Raw genomic sequence first — 16,662 nt, forward strand, 5'->3', positions numbered from 1 at the left:
GCTCGGTGGCCGTTCACGCACCTGTGTTGTTGAATGCGCTGTGCCCCGTGATCTGGAACCCAGGCTGCTCCGCGCGTTCGTCGCCGTCGCCGACGAGCTGCACTTCACCCGCGCCGCCGCCCGCCTCTACGTCGCCCAGCAGGCCCTGAGCCGTGACGTGCGGCGGCTGGAGAGGGAGTTGGGCGCCGACCTGTTCGTCCGCACCACCCGGCAGGTCACCCTCACTGCCGACGGCGAGCGGCTGCTGCCGTACGCCCGGCGGGTGCTCGAGACGCAGGACGAACTGCTCGCGGCCGCCTCCGGCGCCGCACGGCCGCTGCTGGTCGACCTCAACAGCGCGGGCATGACCTCGGGCCGCATCCTGGACCGTGCCCGCGAACTCGCCCCCGACTGCGAGCTGATGGCCCGCTTCGAGAGCGGGCTGACCGGGGCCGCCGACGAGATCGCCGCCGGACGCCTCGATGTCTCCTTCGGCCGCATCGCCGGGCTGGACGCCGGCCGGCAGGCGCTGCTGGCGCATCAGCCCGTACGGTACGAGCCGATGGCGGTCCTGCTGCCCGACGACCATCCGCTGGCCGGCTCCGACCGGATCGAGTTGAACGCCCTCGCGGGTGAGACCGTATATGCCGGTGCGGGCAATCCTCGGACGCTGGAGTGGACGGAGCTGGCGCGCCTTCTCTTCGCGGGCCGCGGTATCGCCGTGGCACCGCCGGCACCCATGGCCGTGGGGGTCGAGGAGTTCCGGCGGGTCATGGCGAAGAACCGCAACCCGGTCCTCGCCGTCGTGGGCTTTCCGGCCATGCCGGGAACGGTTCTTCGGCCGATAGTCGACCCCGTTCCGCTGTCGCCGTTGTCGATGGTCTGGCGGGCCGGACTGCGGCATCCGGGCCTTGACGCGCTGCGGCGGGCGGCGGCCGAACTCGCCGCGCGCGAGGGCTGGCTGAAAAGGGTGCCCGACGGATGGTTGCCGGAACGTGATATGTCGCTGATGTGTGACAACCGCTGAGCGTGGCGCGCGACGTGCAGCAGGTTGCGCTACATTCATGGACCGGGTGAGTGAGTGGGATAGAAGCGCTCGGACAGGGTTGGGGACCCGAGTTCGAACGCGGCCGGTCGGTTGTGCGCGCACCCGATTCCAGTCAGTGGGGGGATGTGCCACAAGCCATGGAAAATTGGCAAGAAGACATCGGTACCGGTCACACGCACGAGCCGCACGAGGTGACGATTCAACTCGACGGCCTCGGGCGGAAGCTGCGCGACCTGCCGGTCGAACCGATCGCCCCCCATGACGGCGCGGAGGGGCCCGTCTTCGTCGACGAGAGCGGCCGCCGCAGCAAGAAGTTCCGCCGTATCGGCTGGGTCCTGGCCGCAGCGTGCGCCGTCTACGCGATCACGCTCGTCGCCGCCCTCGTCGGCGGCAACTCCAGCGCGCCGTGGATGCCGGGCCTCGGGTCGGTCGGGGAGAAGCAGCCCGACCACGTCGAGATCCAGCCCGCGCCCACCGACCTCGTGTCCACGGTGCCCACGCCGAACGCCCCGCCGGGCGTCCCCGCACCCTCCGACTCGGCCGGCGCGGCCCTGCCGCTGCCGTCGGACGGCGCGGACGACAGCAGCCCGCTGCAGGACGTGCCGCCGCCCGCCTCGAAGTCCCCTTCCCCGCAGGAGCCGGCGCCCGATACGGCTACCGGCGCCCCGGCCGCGAGCCCCGGCGCGCCCCGCAGCGACTCCCCCGCCCCGGCCGTCAGTCCCCCTGTGGACGCAGGCCCGTCGACGGCGCCCAGTGGTACTCCCGGACAGCCCGTGCAAGAAGGCGCACTGTAGATGACCATCCCCCCCTCAGGGGCTCCGCGACGGCGGAGCCCCAAGCGCGTCGTACGCCGCAGGCTGCCCATGCGCTACCTGCTCCCCGTGCTCTTCCTCGTCGCCCTGCTCGCGATGCTGATGCTGCGCGGCTATGTGCACAGCGAGATCCTCGCCGACCACCGCGTCCGGCCCCCGGCCCCCACGGACCAGGTCCCCCAGCACATACTCGACGGCGGCCCCGTCATCGACGCGCGCGACAAGCGCAACCCCAAGGCGCTCAGCGTGCCCGACCAGCGGCTCGTGCTGACCTTCGACGACGGCCCGGACCCCGTCTGGACGCCGAAGGTCCTCGACGCCCTCGACAGGTACGACGCGCACGCCGTCTTCTTCGTCACCGGCACCATGGCCTCGCGCCACCCGGACCTGGTGGACCGGATGGTGCGCGAGGGCCACGAGATCGGCCTGCACACCTTCAACCACCCGGACCTGTCCTTCCAGACGACCGACCGCATCGACTGGGAGCTGTCGCAGAACCAGCTGGCGCTCGCCGGCGCCGCGGGCATCCGCACCTCCCTGTTCCGTCCGCCGTACTCGTCCTTCTCCGACGCCCTCGACAACGAGTCCTGGCCGGTCACCCAGTACATCGGCACCCGCGGCTACATCACGGCCTTCAACAACACCGACTCCGAGGACTGGAAGCGCCCCGGCGTCGACGCGATCATCGAGCGCGCCACTCCCAAGGGCACCCAGGGCTCCATCGTGCTGATGCACGACTCCGGCGGCGACCGCTCCCAGACGGTGGCCGCCCTGGAGCGCTTCCTGCCCGACATGAAGGAACGCGGCTACCGGTTCACCAACCTCACCGAGGCGCTCGGCGTGCCCAGCGCCCACAGCCCGGTCACCGGACCGGAGCTGTGGAAGGGCAAGGCCTTCGTCGGCGCCGTCGCCGTCTCGGAGAACACCACGGAGGTCATGGTCGTCGGGCTCGCCGTGATCGGCGTGCTGGTCTTCGCCCGCTTCGGGCTGATGCTGATCCTGTCCTTCGCGCATGCCCGCAAGGTGCGCAGGAAGGGCTTCAGCTGGGGGCCGCCGATCACCCGGCCGGTGTCCGTGCTCGTCCCCGCGTACAACGAACGCGAGTGCATCGCCAACACGGTCCGCTCGCTGATGGCCAGCGACCATCCGCTCGAGGTCATCGTCATCGACGACGGCTCCGGCGACGGCACCGCCGACATCGTCGAGGCGATGGGCCTGCGCGGCGTCCGTGTCGTACGGCAGCCCAACTCGGGCAAGCCCGCCGCCCTCAACAACGGCATCAGGAACGCCCGCTACGAGATCGTCGTCATGATGGACGGCGACACCGTCTTCGAGCCGTCCACCGTCCGCGAGCTCGTGCAGCCCTTCGGCGACCCGCGCGTCGGCGCGGTGGCAGGCAACGCCAAGGTCGGCAACCGCGACACCCTGATCGGGGCCTGGCAGCACATCGAGTACGTGATGGGCTTCAACCTCGACCGCCGCATGTACGACCTGCTCGGCTGCATGCCCACGATCCCCGGCGCCGTCGGAGCCTTCCGGCGCACCGCGCTCGAGCGCGTCGGCGGCATGAGCGAGGACACCCTCGCCGAGGACACCGACATCACGATGGCCATGCACCGTGACGGCTGGCGGGTCGTCTACGCGGAGAAGGCACGCGCCTGGACCGAGGCACCGGAGTCCGTGCAGCAGCTGTGGTCGCAGCGCTACCGCTGGAGCTACGGCACCATGCAGGCCATCTGGAAGCACCGCCGCGCCCTCGTCGAGAAGGGGCCCTCCGGCCGCTTCGGCCGGGTCGGCCTGCCCCTGGTCTCCCTGTTCATGGTGCTCGCCCCGCTGCTCGCGCCGCTGATCGACGTCTTCCTGCTGTACGGACTGGTCTTCGGCCCCACGCAGAAGACCATCGCCGCCTGGCTGGGCGTCCTCGCGATCCAGGCCGTCTGCGCCGCCTACGCCTTCCGGCTCGACAAGGAACGCATGGTCCACCTCGTCTCCCTGCCGCTCCAGCAGATCCTCTACCGCCAGCTGATGTACGTGGTGCTCCTCCAGTCCTGGATCACCGCCCTCACCGGCGGCCGGCTGCGCTGGCAGAAACTGCGGCGCACCGGGGCCGTCGAGGCCCCCGGAGTCGTCCAGCAGCGGCAGCGCGCCGGGGAGCGGAGGCCCGTCGCATGACCTCGTACACCGCACCGCTGACGGCGGCGCCGCAGCCGGCCGGCACCTCTCCGGTGCCCGCGGGCGGCCGGGACCGCTACTTCGACCTGCTCCGGGCGCTCGCCCTGTTCCGGGTCGTGCTCTACCACCTGGTGGGCTGGGCCTGGCTGCCGCTCGTCTTCCCGTCCATGGGCGTCATGTTCGCCCTCGCCGGGTCCCTGATGGCACGCTCCCTCGCCCGGCCGGCGCTCCAGGTGATCCGCAGCCGGGTACGGCGACTGCTGCCGCCCCTGTGGGTGCTCGGAGCCGCCGCGGTCACCGCGATGCTCGTCGAGGGATGGCGCCCCGGCCCCTCCGCGGTCTTCTGGCTGCTGCCGCTGAGCGACCCGCCGTTCCTCGCCGCCGGCTGGGCCGGGGACATGGCCGAGCCGCTCTGGTACCTGCGCGCGTACCTGTGGTTCGTGCTCCTGTCGCCGCTGCTGCTGCGCTGCCTGCGCAAGCTGCCGTGGGCCACCCTCGCCGCGCCGCTCGCCCTGTCCTTCGGGCTGGCCGCCGGTTACCTCTCCATGCCGGAGCGCATCGACTCGGCGCTCACCGACTTCACCACCTTCGGCGCGTGCTGGATCCTCGGCATGGCTCGCCAGGAGGGCGTCCTGGCCCGCCTGCCGCGCTACGTCGTGCCCTCCGTCGCGCCGTTCGTGCTGCTGGCCGGTATCTGGTGGGCCCGCCGGAACGGCTTCGGCTCCGGCGCCGAACTCGACGGCATCCCTCCGGCCGACGCCCTCTGGTCGCTCGGCGCGGTGATGCTGCTCCTGCACTTCAGCCCGTCGTGGGAGTCGTGGCCGCCGAAGCTGCGGCAATGGGACAGCGTGATCACCCTCCTCAACGCGCGGGCGGTGACCGTCTACCTCTGGCACAACGTGTGCATCCTCGGTGCGGCGGCGCTGTGGGACACCATGTGGGACATCGACCTGCTCGCGGAGCAGGCCCCCTGGCTGCTGGAGAGCTGGGTGCCGGTGCTGCTGCTCGCCTGGGCTCTGATCGCCGGGTGCGTCCTGGCGTTCGGCTGGGCCGAGGACCTCGCCGCGAAGCGGCGCCCGAGGCTGTGGCCCAACGGAGAGCCACGGCGCCGCTCACACGCCGCCTGACCGACGGGTGAGAGCAAGGTTTCGCGCCGGTCACCTCCTGGCACCGGCCTGAAACCCGGCCTCCATAACGTCGCTCCCACGATCGGAAACAGGTGGAGGCGCGTGATGGCAGGCCGTTGGATCGAAGAGTGGGACCCCGAGGACGAGACCTTCTGGCGGAGCGGGGGAGAGCGCGTCGCCCGGCGCAACCTCGCCTTCTCCGTGCTCAGTGAGCACATCGGGTTCTCCATCTGGAGCCTGTGGTCGGTGATGGTCCTCTTCATGGGGCCCGAGTACGGGGTCGACCCCGCCGGCAAGTTCTTCCTGATCGCCACGGCGACCGTCGTCGGTGCCGTGATCCGGGTGCCGTACACGTTCGCCGTCGCCAAGTTCGGCGGCCGGAACTGGACGATCTTCAGCGCCCTGCTGCTGCTCGTGCCCACCGCCGCGGCGTACCTGGTGATGGAGCCGGGCACCTCGTACACGACGTTCGTCGCCGTCGCCGCCCTCACGGGTGTCGGCGGGGGCAACTTCGCCTCGTCGATGACGAACATCAACGCCTTCTTCCCGCTGCGCAAGAAGGGCTGGGCGCTCGGCCTCAACGCGGGCGGCGGCAACATCGGCGTACCGGTCATCCAGCTGGTGTCCCTGCTGATCATCGGTACGGCCGGTGCGGCCCACCCGCGGCTGGTCCTCGGCATCTACCTGCCGCTGATCGTGCTCGCCGCGCTGTGCGCCGCGCTGTGGATGGACAACCTCGCCCCGGTGAAGAACGACACCGGCGCGGCGATCGACGCGGCCAAGGACGGCCACACCTGGATCATGGCCTTCCTCTACGTGGGCACCTTCGGCTCGTTCATCGGCTACAGCTTCGCCTTCGGCCTCGTGCTGCAGACCCAGTTCGGCCGCACGCCGCTCCAGGCGGCCTCCCTCACCTTCATCGGCCCGCTGCTCGGCTCCCTGATCCGGCCGATGGGCGGTGCGCTGGCCGACCGCTTCGGCGGCGCCCGCATCACCCTGTGGAACTTCGTGGGCATGGCCGCCGCGACCGGCGTGGTCATCGCCGCCTCGGTCCAGGAGTCCCTCGCCGTGTTCCTCGTCGGATTCATCGCCCTGTTCGTGCTCAGCGGCCTCGGCAACGGCTCGACGTACAAGATGATCCCCGGCATCTTCCAGAACAAGGCGCTCGCCCAGGGCATGACCGGTGAGACCGCGGCCGCCTACGGGCGACGGCTCTCGGGAGCCTCCATGGGACTCATCGGCGCGGTCGGCGCGGTCGGCGGGCTCGCCATCAACCTCGCCTTCCGGCAGTCGTTCCAGACGGCGGGCACCGGAACCGCCGCCTTCGTCTCCTTCCTCGCCTTCTACGCGGTCTGCTCGGTCGTCACCTGGGCGGTATACCTTCGCCGGCCCGTCGTGGTGCCGGTACGCGGCGGGCGGACCGGCACGGACGCCGAAGCAGGCACCGAACCGGCGTACGCCCGGGTCTGAGCGAGCGGAGTACGTAACGACGGTGAAATATGAGCGAACCGGGCCTGTCACGCGCCTTTGACAGGCTCGGTCGCCCGTTCACCGTTCAATGGCACCGGCCATCAGGGCACTCCAGTGGGGACGACCGAGATGCACGACCAAGGCCAACCGCACGGCCCCCTCGCGGGCTTCACCGTCGGCGTGACCGCCGCCAGGCGGGCCGACGAGCTCGGCGCGCTGCTCCAGCGGCGGGGCGCGGCCGTCCTGCACGCCCCCGCGCTGCGCATCGTTCCGCTCGCCGACGACACGGAGCTCCTCGCCGCCACCAAGGAACTGATCGACCACACTCCCGACGTGGTCGTCGCCACCACCGCCATCGGCTTCCGCGGCTGGGTGGAGGCGGCCGACGGCTGGGGGCTGGGGGAGCAGCTGCTGGGCCGGCTGCGCGACGCCGAGCTGCTGGCCCGCGGCCCCAAGGTCAAGGGCGCCATCCGCGCGGCGGGCCTGACCGAGGAATGGTCACCCGCCTCCGAGTCCATGGCCGAGGTACTGGACCGGCTCCTCGGCGAGGGAGTGGCGGGCCGCCGTGTCGCGCTCCAGCTGCACGGCGAGCCGCTGCCCGGGTTCGTGGAATCGCTGCGGGAGGCGGGCGCGGACGTCGTCCTCGTACCCGTCTACCGCTGGATGCCGCCGGAGGACCTCGCCCCGCTCGACCGGCTGCTGGACGCGGCCGTCTCCCGCGGCCTGGACGCCGTCACCTTCACCAGCGCGCCCGCCGCCGCGTCGCTCCTGAACCGTGCGGAGACCCGTGGCCTGCTGACCGAACTCCTGGCCGCCCTGGACCACGACGTCCTCGCGGCCTGCGTCGGGCCGGTCACGGCGGTGCCGCTGCAGGCGGCCGGCGTCCCGACGGTGCAGCCCGAGCGCTTCAGACTCGGCCCGCTGGTGCAGCTGCTCGGTGTCGAACTGCCCGCCCGGGCGCGGACGTTCCCGGTCGCGGGCCACCGCGTCGAGATCCGCGGCCACGCCGTCCTCGTCGACGACGACCTGCGCCCCGTGCCGCCCGCCGGTATGGCGCTGCTGAGGGCCCTGTCGGAACGGCCCGGCTGGGTCGTCGCCCGCTCCGACCTGCTGCGGGCCCTGCCCGGCGCCGGCCGGGACGAGCACGCCGTGGAGACGGCCATGGCCCGGCTGCGCACGGCGCTGGGCGCTCCCAAGCTCATCCAGACGGTCGTCAAGCGGGGTTACCGGCTGGCCCTGGACCCGGCGTCCGACGCCAAGTACGCCGACGCCTGACCGGCCCGGTTCGGGCCTGTGGTGCGCAGCAGCGAGGTGGCACGCCACAGGCACAGCAGGGCCGCCGTGGTGAGCACGGTGCGCACCGCGTTCCAGAGCACCCACGGGTCCTCGAAGTTCTCGCGTACGGCGGCCGGGTCGGCGATCCTGTCCGGGGCGCCCGCGGCGGCCAGTTCGTTGTTGAGCGGCACGTTCGCCGCGGACGTCACGACGAACACCAGGACGTAGAGGACCAGCGCCGCGCTCACCCAGCGGCCTCTGGGTGTACGGCGCTGCTGCCATGCGGAGACCGCCGTGAGGACGAGCGCGCCGAAGAGCGCGGCGAAGAAGGCCGGGTTCTCGATCACCTCGTTGATGTTCTGCATGACCTCGACGTAGGTCCGGTCGTCGCTGCGGCCGAGCGCCGGCATCACCGAGACCGTGAACGCGAACCAGACGCCCGCGATGAGCCCGGTCGTCACGGTCGCCGCCGCGAGGACCGCTCCTGCACCCCTGTTCTGTGTCATGAGAGCCAGTCAACCGGCCCGCGCTCGCACGGGACATGGGTGAGCGTCGCATTCGCATGTCCGTGCGTCCACGTCTCGATGAGGGCTTCCGGCCGCACCGTCGGGCAGGCACTCTGGTGGGAACACCCGACGGTGATCCCGAGGCGGTGACAGGCGCATGACAGCGGCGACGGGCGTGGGACCGTACCCGTCCCAGTGGCGATTCGACTCCGGGCGCGTCTGCCTGGACCTGGTGGCGACGGCGCGGGAGACGGACCGCCGGGCCGACGGGCCCGAACCGCTCGCGGGCACCGGGCAACTGGCGCGCTGGCTCGTCGGCGCCGGTCTCGTCCCCGCCGGGACACCGCTGCACGGCGTCGACGGCGCCTGGGTGGCACGCTTCGTCGAACTGCGCGACTGCATAGACCGTCTGGTGCGCACCGGGCCGGGAGAAGGCCGCGCCGACGACGCCCTCGAAATCCTCAACGCCCGTGCGCAGAACGCCCCTCCGGGCATCGCGGCCGTGAAGGACGGCAAGGGAACGCTGGTACGGGCGCTGTGCGCCCCCCCGGAGTGCGCGGCGCTGCTCGCCCTCGTCGCCCGGGACGCGGTGGACCTCCTCACCGATCCCGTCGCCCGCTCGCGGCTGCGGCAGTGCGAGGGCGACAACTGCCGCCGCGTCTACCTGGACACCTCACGGGGCAGGCGGCGGCGCTGGTGCTCGAGCGAGGTGTGCGGGAACCGCGAGCGGGTGGCGAGACACCGCAGGAAGGCCTCCGTCAAAGAATCTTGAATTTTCTTCGGCCGGCGTTGAGTGAACCTGTGGCGGTCCCCGTAGTGAAGGGGGACAAGCAGCCAGCCGTGAAAAACAGGGTCTCGACCGGGAGGTTCAGGTGCGCAAGGATGCCGCCGTGGCCGATGACCGTCCGCAACGGGCCCGCCATCGCAGTGAGAAGCCACGTATCGACACCTCTGTGCCCGACGAGGAGTTGATGCGCGCCCTCTACCGTGAACATGCAGGACCGTTGCTCGCCTATGTACTGCGTCTCGTCGCCGGCGACCGCCAGCGCGCCGAGGACGTCGTACAGGAGACGCTCATCCGTGCCTGGAAGAACGCCGGCCAGCTCAACCGGGCGACCGGCTCTGTCCGACCCTGGCTGGTGACGGTCGCCCGGCGCATCGTCATCGACGGTCACCGCAGCCGGCAGGCCCGGCCGCAGGAGGTCGACCCGTCGCCGCTGGAGGTCATGCCTGCGGAGGACGAGATCGACAAGGCGTTGTGGCTGATGACGCTCTCGGATGCACTCGATGATTTGACGCCCGCCCACAGGGAAGTTCTTGTCGAGACGTATTTCAAGGGGCGTACGGTCAATGAAGCGGCCGAAACGCTCGGCATACCCAGCGGGACCGTGCGGTCCCGTGTGTTCTACGCACTCCGTTCCATGAAGCTCGCTCTGGAGGAGAGGGGGGTCTCGGCATGACCATGTACGAGCAGGAGTCCGTACACGACGCGGTGGGCGCATATGTGCTCGGCGTGCTCGACGAAGCGGACGCCTCCGCCTTCGAGGCGCATCTGGCGGGATGCGACATCTGTGCCGCCCACCTCGAGGAGTTCTCGGGGATGGAGCCCATGCTCGCGATGCTGGCGGAGGCGCCCGCCCCCGCACCGCCGCAGAGCAATGTCTACAGCCTGCCCGGGATGCCGGGCATGTCCGACTTCCCGCCGCCCCGAGCCGTCCCCGTGGTGCCCACCTCCCCGAGCCCCAAGGTCCTCGACGGTCTGCTGAACGAGGTCGCCGTCAAGCGCGCCCACAAGCGCCGGCGCGGCATGTACCTGCTCGCGGCGGCCGCGGCGCTGATCATCGGCGGCCCCGCCGTCGCGGTGGTCGTCACCGCCGACGACACCAGCAGCAACGTAGCGGGTGCCGACCCGCACCCCACCAGCCCGGCCGAGGACGCCTTCTTCAACCACATGGAGGAGAAGGTGCAGGCCACGGACGCGACCACCAAGGTCAGCGCCGTCGTCGGCATGGAGAAGAAGGGCTGGGGCACCCACGCCGTCCTGGAGCTGAAGAACGTCAGAGGCCCCCTGAAGTGCAACCTCATCGCCGTCTCCAAGACCGGCGAGGAGGAGGTCGTCACCTCGTGGGCCGTGCCGAAGTGGGGCTACGGAATCCCTGACAGCCCCAACAAGGACGCCAAGAACCCTCTGTACGTCCACGGCGGCTCGGCGATGGACCCGGCCGACATCGACCACTTCGAGGTCCGCACGTTCGACGGCGAACGGCTGGTGGAGGTCGACGCCTAGCCGGCGGCAGTCCGCATGCCGGCCGGGACCTGTGCCCCCGGCCGCATCCGCATGTCCGCTTCGCCGCCTTCGTGCCCGAGCCTTGTCCGCATGCCCGCCGGCGAACGGCGTGCCCGCCCCTGCGGGGGCCGGCGCCCGCCACGGCCGCCGCACCCGGGCCGGCCCACGGCCGGGCCGGGTGCAATAACCTGCCTCCTTGCCGTACGGTTGACGGCTGCCCAGTGCACGTCAGAAGGGGGCCTCGGTGGCCGCGCAGGATGCCGCTGTCGAATCCGTGGTCGGCTCCGCCGCCGACACGGTCAGAGACCGTGAGATCGGTGTCGAACAGGAACATCTCGACCAGGTGTACCGCCGTCTCGAGGAGAAGATCCACGAGGCCGAGTTCCTGATGAACGACGCCGCCAAGCGAGGTCAGGTCGGCACCCCCGGCGCCCTCGCCGAGCGGGACGCCCAGGTCTTCCGGGCCGGCGTCCACCTCAACCGCCTCAACAACGAATTCGAGGACTTCCTCTTCGGCCGGATCGACCTGCTCCACGGCAAGGACGGCAGGAAGGGCCCCGACGGCGCCTTCACCTCCGTCGAGCCCGCCGACGACGCCGTGCGCCCCGACAACACGGCCGAGATCGGCGAGACCCTGCACATCGGCCGGATCGGCGTGCTCGACTCCGACTACGCCCCGCTCGTGATCGACTGGCGCGCCCCGGCCGCGGCACCCTTCTACCGCTCCACCCCGGTCGACCCCGGCCGCGTGGTCCGCCGCCGGGTCATCCGCTCCAAGGGCCGCAAGGTCCTCGGCGTCGAGGACGACCTGATGCGCCCGGAGCTGACCGCCACGCTGAACGGGCAGACCCTCCCCGTGGTCGGCGACGGCGCCCTGATGGCGGCGCTCGGCCAGGCCCGCAGCCACACCATGCGGGACATCGTCGCGTCCATCCAGGCCGAGCAGGACCTGGTCATCCGCGCACCCGCCGCATCAGTGACGTACGTGGAGGGCGGCCCCGGCACCGGCAAGACGGCGGTGGCACTGCACCGGGCCGCGTACCTGCTCTACCAGGACCGGCGCCGCTACGCCGGCGGCATCCTCATCGTCTCCCCGACGCCGCTGCTCGTCGCCTACACCGAGGGCGTGCTGCCGTCGCTGGGCGAGGAGGGGCAGGTCGCGATCCGCGCCGTCGGCTCGCTGGTCGACGGCGTCGAGGCGACGGTGTACGACGAACCGGCCGTGGCCCGCGTCAAGGGCTCCTCCCGCATGCTGAAGGTGCTGCGCAACGCCGCGCGGGGCGCGCTCGAGATGCCGGACACCACGCCCCGCAACGGCCAGCTCTCCTTCGGCGAGGAGCCGGCGGCCGCGCCGGGCACACCCTCGCAGCTGCGCGTCGTCGCCTTCGGCCGGCGGCTCGAGCTGGAGGCCGACGAGCTCCGCCGCATCCGCCACAACGTCCTCGGCGGAAGCGCTCCCGTCAACCTGCTGCGCCCGCGGGCCAGACGGCTGCTCCTCGACGCGCTGTACGCCAAGTCGGGTGCCGCCGGCCGCCACCCCGGCGACCCGGAGCTGGCCGCGGAGCTGCGGTCCTCCTTCGACGAGGACGTGACCGGCGAGGACAGCTTCATCGCGTTCCTGGACGCCTGGTGGCCCGAGCTGACCCCGCGCGCCGTGCTCGCCGCGATGGGCGACGAGCGGCGCCTCGGCCGCTGGGCGCGCCGGGTGCTCAACCCCGGCGAGGTGCGCAGGCTGGCCCGCTCACTGCGCCGTGACGCCCTCTCCGTGCACGACGTGGCGCTCCTCGACGAGCTGAGCACCCTGCTCGGCACGCCGGCCCGGCCCCGCAAGCGGCGCGAGCTCGACCCGCTGGACCAGCTCACCGGCCTGGAGGAGCTGATGCCGCAGCGCGAGGAGACACAGCGCGAGCGGGCCGAGCGGCTGGCGGCGGAGCGCACCGAGTACGCGCACGTCATCGTCGACGAGGCGCAGGACCTCACGCCCATGCAGTGGCGGATGGTCGGCCGCCGCGGCCGGCACGCCACCTGGACGGTCGTCGGCGACCCGGCCCAGTCGTCCTGGTCCTCGCCGGAAGAGGCGGCGGAGGCCCGTGACGAGGCACTCGGCAGCCGCCCGCGCCGCCGGTTCGAGCTGACGGTCAACTACCGCAACCCGGCCGAGATCGCGGAGCTGGCCGCCACGGTGCTCCACCTGGCGATGCCGGGCATGCGGTCGCCCTCCGCCGTGCGTTCCACGGGAGTGCGGCCGCGGTTCGCGGTCCTGCCGGACGGCGGCGACCTCGCGGATGCCGTACGGGCCGAGGCGGAGCGGCTGCTGGAGCAGGTGGACGGCACGGTCGGGGTCGTCGTCGCCATGAACCGGCGGGAGCAGGCCGCGCGCTGGCTGGCCGGGCTGGGCGAACGGGTCGTGGCCCTCGGCTCCCTGGAGGCGAAGGGCCTGGAGTACGACGCGACGGTCGTCGTCTCCCCGGCGGAGATCGCCGACGAGAGCCCGGCGGGCCTGCGCGTCCTCTACGTGGCGCTCACCCGGGCCACCCAGCAGCTCACGGTGGTCTCCGGGCGCCGTGACCAGCCGGACGCCCAGGGCGTACCGGAGCTGCTGCGGGACTGAGCGGGGCGTTCGGCGGCCGACCGTCGGGGCTCTCCCCGGGGCTCGGCCGGACCCTGCCCCGGGCCGGCCGAGAAGTCGGCGTGCGATGCGGGAATCACTTCCCGGGGCGGTGCGTTAGCCTGGTTACGGCACCGGCTCGATCCAAGCCCCCGGGCCCAACCTTCGTCCCTTAGAGGGACCACTTGCCGCGAGGCGAGCATGGCGGGTCGGTGCCACCTACTTGCGCGGAAGAGGCCCGCGTCACCTGTCCAGGTGACGCGGGCCTCTTCAGTTTCCGAACGCTTTCTCGTATGGTGGAAAACAGTTTCCGAAAACAATATGACCGCATTACCTGCTACTGGCGGGTAGGTGTCACCATCTTCACAGCGCTGCCGGGCCTCAGGTGCGGTACCGCACAGCAACGAAGCTAGGGAAAGCAGAGGAACCCGGTCATGGCAACGGCGCCAAGCGTCTCGTACTCGATGACGGTCCGACTGGAGGTGCCCGCGAGCGGAACCGCGGTCTCCCAGCTCACCACGGCCGTGGAGTCCTCCGGCGGTTCCGTAACCGGCCTCGACGTGACCGCGTCCGGCCACGAGAAGCTGCGGATCGACGTCACGATCGCCGCCAGCTCCACCGCGCACGCCGACGAGATCGTCGAGGGCCTGCGCGGCATCGAGGGCGTCGTCCTCGGCAAGGTCTCCGACCGTACGTTCCTGATGCACCTCGGCGGCAAGATCGAGATGGCGTCCAAGCACCCCATCCGCAACCGTGACGACCTGTCGATGATCTACACCCCGGGTGTGGCGCGGGTCTGTATGGCGATCGCGGAGAACCCCGAGGACGCCCGCCGCCTGACCATCAAGCGCAACTCCGTTGCAGTGGTGACCGACGGCTCCGCCGTGCTGGGCCTCGGCAACATCGGCCCCAAGGCCGCGCTGCCGGTCATGGAGGGCAAGGCGGCCCTCTTCAAGCGCTTCGCCGGCATCGACGCCTGGCCGCTGTGCCTGGACACCCAGGACACCGACGCCATCGTCGAGATCGTCAAGGCGATCGCCCCCGGCTTCGCGGGCATCAACCTCGAGGACATCTCCGCGCCCCGCTGCTTCGAGATCGAGGCGCGGCTGCGCGAGGCCCTCGACATCCCCGTCTTCCACGACGACCAGCACGGCACGGCGATCGTCGTCCTCGCCTCCCTGACCAACGCGCTGCGCGTGGTGGGCAAGGGGATCGGCGACGTACGGGTGGTCATGTCGGGCGCCGGCGCGGCCGGTACCGCCATCCTCAAGCTGCTCATCGCCGCCGGCGTCAAGCACGCCGTCGTCGCCGACATCCACGGTGTCGTGCACGCGGGCCGCGCCGACCTGGTGGACGCCACCCCTGACTCGCCGCTGCGGTGGATCGCCGACAACACCAACCCCGAGGGCGTCACCGGCACGCTCAAGGAGTCGGTCGTCGGAGCGGACGTCTTCATCGGCGTCTCCGCGCCCAACGTGCTCGGCGCGGACGACGTGGCCGCCATGGCCGACGACGCGATCGTGTTCGCGCTCGCGAACCCCGACCCCGAGGTCGACCCGGCAATCGCCCGGCAGACGGCGGCAGTTGTGGCCACCGGCCGCTCGGACTTCCCCAACCAGATCAACAACGTGCTGGTCTTCCCCGGCGTGTTCCGCGGTCTGCTGGACGCCCAGTCCCGCACCGTCAACACCGAGATGATGCTCGCGGCCGCGGCCGCGCTCGCGGACGTCGTCACCGAGGACGAGCTCAACCCGAACTACATCATCCCCTCGGTCTTCAACGACAAGGTCGCCGGAGCCGTCGCGGGGGCCGTCCGGGACGCCGCGAAGGCCGCCGGCCCCACTGTGACGGGCCCCACGTCCCACTGACATACGGCGCGTCGCGGGTCGCGGGGTTGCAAACCCCCCTTTAGGGTGGCGGATCAGGGAGCACGCGGCCCCGGCCCGCCCGCTCCGACGAGTCTCCAGGGAGTCGACGGAACGTCACCACGACGAGGCAGTGGTGGCCTTCGTGTGACTCCGGAGGGTGCCGGATTGGCTTTCCCGCCGCTGGTGGGGGCAGGATGCTTCCCCGAGGACCTGCGTCCTGGGGGAAGCCCCGCGGGCGCGGAGGGGTCTGACAGCAGACCCGGGTCCGGGGACTGTCCGAGGGCCCTGGCAGCATCGGCTTCGATCCACGCCTCACAGGCAAGAAGAACACGGGAGTAACAAAATGAACCGCAGTGAGCTGGTGGCCGCGCTGGCCGACCGCGCCGAGGTGACCCGCAAGGACGCCGACGCCGTTCTGGCCGCTCTCGCCGAGACCGTCGGCGAGGTCGTCGCCAAGGGCGACGAGAAGGTCACCATCCCCGGCTTCCTGACCTTCGAGCGCACCCACCGTGCCGCTCGGACCGCTCGGAACCCGCAGACCGGCGACCCGATCCAGATCCCGGCCGGCTACAGCGTCAAGGTCTCCGCGGGCTCGAAGCTCAAGGAAGCCGCCAAGGGCAAGTAAGGCCTTCGGCAGCGTGAGGGCGGCCACCCGGGCTCCGGGTGGCCGCCCTTCTGCGTGTGCGGCCCCTGCGCGGGCCTTCCCGGGGGCTCCGCCCCCGGGCCCCCGCGCCGCAATCGCCGGCGGGGCTCGAGATGCCGCCCGGCGGCCGCCCGGCCGTGGGGATGCCCGGCTCGAGCGGCCTGCCGGGCACGGGCGGGCATGCCCCCGCTCAGCGGCCCGCGGTCTGCGAACCGGCCGTCTCCGCCACCAGCACGCGGGTGCGCGCCAGGCCTTTCCGGCCCACCGGCTCCGGGTGCGGCCGGGGCAAGCGGCCCGCCGGGCACGGGCGGCGGGCTCCGGGGCAAGCGGTTAGCGGGTGCGCCAGGCACTGCCGGCCCACCGGCCCCGGGTGCGGGCGGGCACGCCCCCGTGCAGCGGCTTGCCCGAGCGCGGCCGGGGACAAGCGCCCCGCCGGGCGCGGACGGCAGCGCTCTCGGCCATGCGGCTCGCGGGCGCGGGCGGGGATGCCCTTGGCTCGGGCGCCCCGCCCGGGCGCGGATCGGGCATGCCCCCGCACGAACGGCCTGCCGGGCGCGGCCGGGAACAAGCGGCCCGCCGGGCGGGGAGGGGCGGCGCCCCGCTCAAGCGGCTCGCGGGCGCGGACGGGATGCCCTCGGCTCGAGCGGCCTGCCACGGACACGGGACGCCCCGCTCGAACGGTCCGCCTGGCGCGGACGTGCACGGCCCCGCGCAGCGGCTCGCTGGCGTGGACGGGCATGCCGCCGCTCAGCGGCTTGCCCGAGTGCGGACGGGGCAAGCGGCCCGCCGGGCACGGTCGGCGGCGCTCCCGGCCAAGCGGCTCGCGGGTGCGGGCGGGGATGCCCGGCTCGAGCGGCCTGCCACGGA

General features: G+C 72.0%; 13 protein-coding genes. 12 read left to right on the forward strand and 1 reads right to left on the reverse strand.

The genetic code is table 11. The annotated features are described in order from the left end of the window. The first annotated feature begins 40 nt into the window (after positions 1-40). The 6 genes from SPRI_RS22685 (at position 41) to SPRI_RS22710 (ending at position 7,883) form a co-directional block, all read left to right on the forward strand. Entirely contained in the window at positions 41-1,006 is a 966-nt protein-coding gene (locus SPRI_RS22685) for a LysR family transcriptional regulator (protein WP_005316911.1), read from the forward strand. Positions 1,007-1,218: 212 nt separating this feature from the next. Further along, the gene (locus tag SPRI_RS22690; RefSeq protein WP_238996246.1) at positions 1,219-1,821 is read left to right on the forward strand and encodes a hypothetical protein; all 603 of its coding nucleotides are present in this window, start codon (positions 1,219-1,221) and stop codon (positions 1,819-1,821) included. 69 nt (positions 1,822-1,890) lie between these two features. Next, positions 1,891-4,011, forward strand: a complete 2,121-nt coding sequence (locus SPRI_RS22695) for a glycosyltransferase (RefSeq protein ID WP_037774522.1) — start codon at positions 1,891-1,893, stop codon at positions 4,009-4,011. Next, complete coding sequence (locus SPRI_RS22700) at positions 4,008-5,138, forward strand: acyltransferase family protein (protein ID WP_005316917.1); 1,131 nt, start codon at positions 4,008-4,010, stop codon at positions 5,136-5,138. The genes SPRI_RS22695 and SPRI_RS22700 overlap by 4 nt, the downstream gene beginning before the upstream one ends. Positions 5,139-5,243: 105 nt before the next feature. After that, entirely contained in the window at positions 5,244-6,608 is a 1,365-nt protein-coding gene (locus SPRI_RS22705) for a nitrate/nitrite transporter (protein WP_005316918.1), read from the forward strand. Positions 6,609-6,737: 129 nt separating this feature from the next. After that, positions 6,738-7,883, forward strand: coding sequence for a uroporphyrinogen-III synthase (locus SPRI_RS22710; RefSeq protein WP_037774524.1), 1,146 nt, complete (start codon positions 6,738-6,740; stop codon positions 7,881-7,883). Here the strand turns inward: SPRI_RS22710 and SPRI_RS22715 are convergent. Then, positions 7,832-8,389: an anthrone oxygenase family protein gene (locus SPRI_RS22715; protein ID WP_037774526.1), complete on the reverse strand. Its 558-nt coding sequence runs from the start codon at positions 8,387-8,389 to the stop codon at positions 7,832-7,834. The genes SPRI_RS22710 and SPRI_RS22715 overlap by 52 nt on opposite strands. Before the next feature lie 157 nt (positions 8,390-8,546). Here SPRI_RS22715 and SPRI_RS22720 point away from each other — a divergent pair, with 157 nt between their 5' ends. The 6 genes from SPRI_RS22720 (at position 8,547) to SPRI_RS22745 (ending at position 15,777) form a co-directional block, all read left to right on the forward strand. Beyond that, a complete protein-coding gene (locus SPRI_RS22720) occupies positions 8,547-9,161 on the forward strand; it encodes a CGNR zinc finger domain-containing protein (RefSeq protein ID WP_005316923.1) in 615 nt (204 codons plus the stop codon). Positions 9,162-9,261: 100 nt separating this feature from the next. After that, complete coding sequence (locus SPRI_RS22725) at positions 9,262-9,849, forward strand: sigma-70 family RNA polymerase sigma factor (protein ID WP_005316925.1); 588 nt, start codon at positions 9,262-9,264, stop codon at positions 9,847-9,849. Then, a complete protein-coding gene (locus SPRI_RS22730; RefSeq protein WP_005316927.1) occupies positions 9,846-10,676 on the forward strand; it encodes an anti-sigma factor family protein in 831 nt (276 codons plus the stop codon). Before SPRI_RS22725 ends, SPRI_RS22730 begins: the two co-directional genes overlap by 4 nt. 244 nt (positions 10,677-10,920) lie before the next feature. Beyond that, on the forward strand, positions 10,921-13,287 hold the full coding sequence (locus SPRI_RS22735; RefSeq protein ID WP_037774527.1) for a HelD family protein: 2,367 nt from the start codon (positions 10,921-10,923) through the stop codon (positions 13,285-13,287). Positions 13,288-13,718: 431 nt separating this feature from the next. Beyond that, positions 13,719-15,152: an NAD-dependent malic enzyme gene (locus tag SPRI_RS22740; RefSeq protein WP_005316931.1), complete on the forward strand. Its 1,434-nt coding sequence runs from the start codon at positions 13,719-13,721 to the stop codon at positions 15,150-15,152. 343 nt (positions 15,153-15,495) lie between these two features. After that, the gene (locus tag SPRI_RS22745; RefSeq protein ID WP_004571953.1) at positions 15,496-15,777 is read left to right on the forward strand and encodes an HU family DNA-binding protein; all 282 of its coding nucleotides are present in this window, start codon (positions 15,496-15,498) and stop codon (positions 15,775-15,777) included. Positions 15,778-16,662 lie beyond the last annotated feature (885 nt).

It is taken from the genome of Streptomyces pristinaespiralis (assembly GCF_001278075.1).
Classification (GTDB): domain Bacteria; phylum Actinomycetota; class Actinomycetes; order Streptomycetales; family Streptomycetaceae; genus Streptomyces; species Streptomyces pristinaespiralis.

Bases quoted from the DNA above. Each gene is read 5' to 3' on its own strand.
- SPRI_RS22700 (WP_005316917.1), top strand. From the start codon at position 4,008: ATGACCTCGTACACCGCACCGCTGACGGCGGCGCCGCAGCCGGCCGGC.
- SPRI_RS22730 (WP_005316927.1), top strand. From the start codon at position 9,846: ATGACCATGTACGAGCAGGAGTCCGTACACGACGCGGTGGGCGCATAT.
- SPRI_RS22710 (WP_037774524.1), top strand. From the start codon at position 6,738: ATGCACGACCAAGGCCAACCGCACGGCCCCCTCGCGGGCTTCACCGTC.
- SPRI_RS22695 (WP_037774522.1), top strand. From the start codon at position 1,891: ATGCGCTACCTGCTCCCCGTGCTCTTCCTCGTCGCCCTGCTCGCGATG.
- SPRI_RS22745 (WP_004571953.1), top strand. From the start codon at position 15,496: ATGAACCGCAGTGAGCTGGTGGCCGCGCTGGCCGACCGCGCCGAGGTG.
- SPRI_RS22705 (WP_005316918.1), top strand. From the start codon at position 5,244: ATGGCAGGCCGTTGGATCGAAGAGTGGGACCCCGAGGACGAGACCTTC.
- SPRI_RS22720 (WP_005316923.1), top strand. From the start codon at position 8,547: ATGACAGCGGCGACGGGCGTGGGACCGTACCCGTCCCAGTGGCGATTC.
- SPRI_RS22740 (WP_005316931.1), top strand. From the start codon at position 13,719: ATGGCAACGGCGCCAAGCGTCTCGTACTCGATGACGGTCCGACTGGAG.
- SPRI_RS22715 (WP_037774526.1), bottom strand. From the start codon at position 8,389: ATGACACAGAACAGGGGTGCAGGAGCGGTCCTCGCGGCGGCGACCGTG.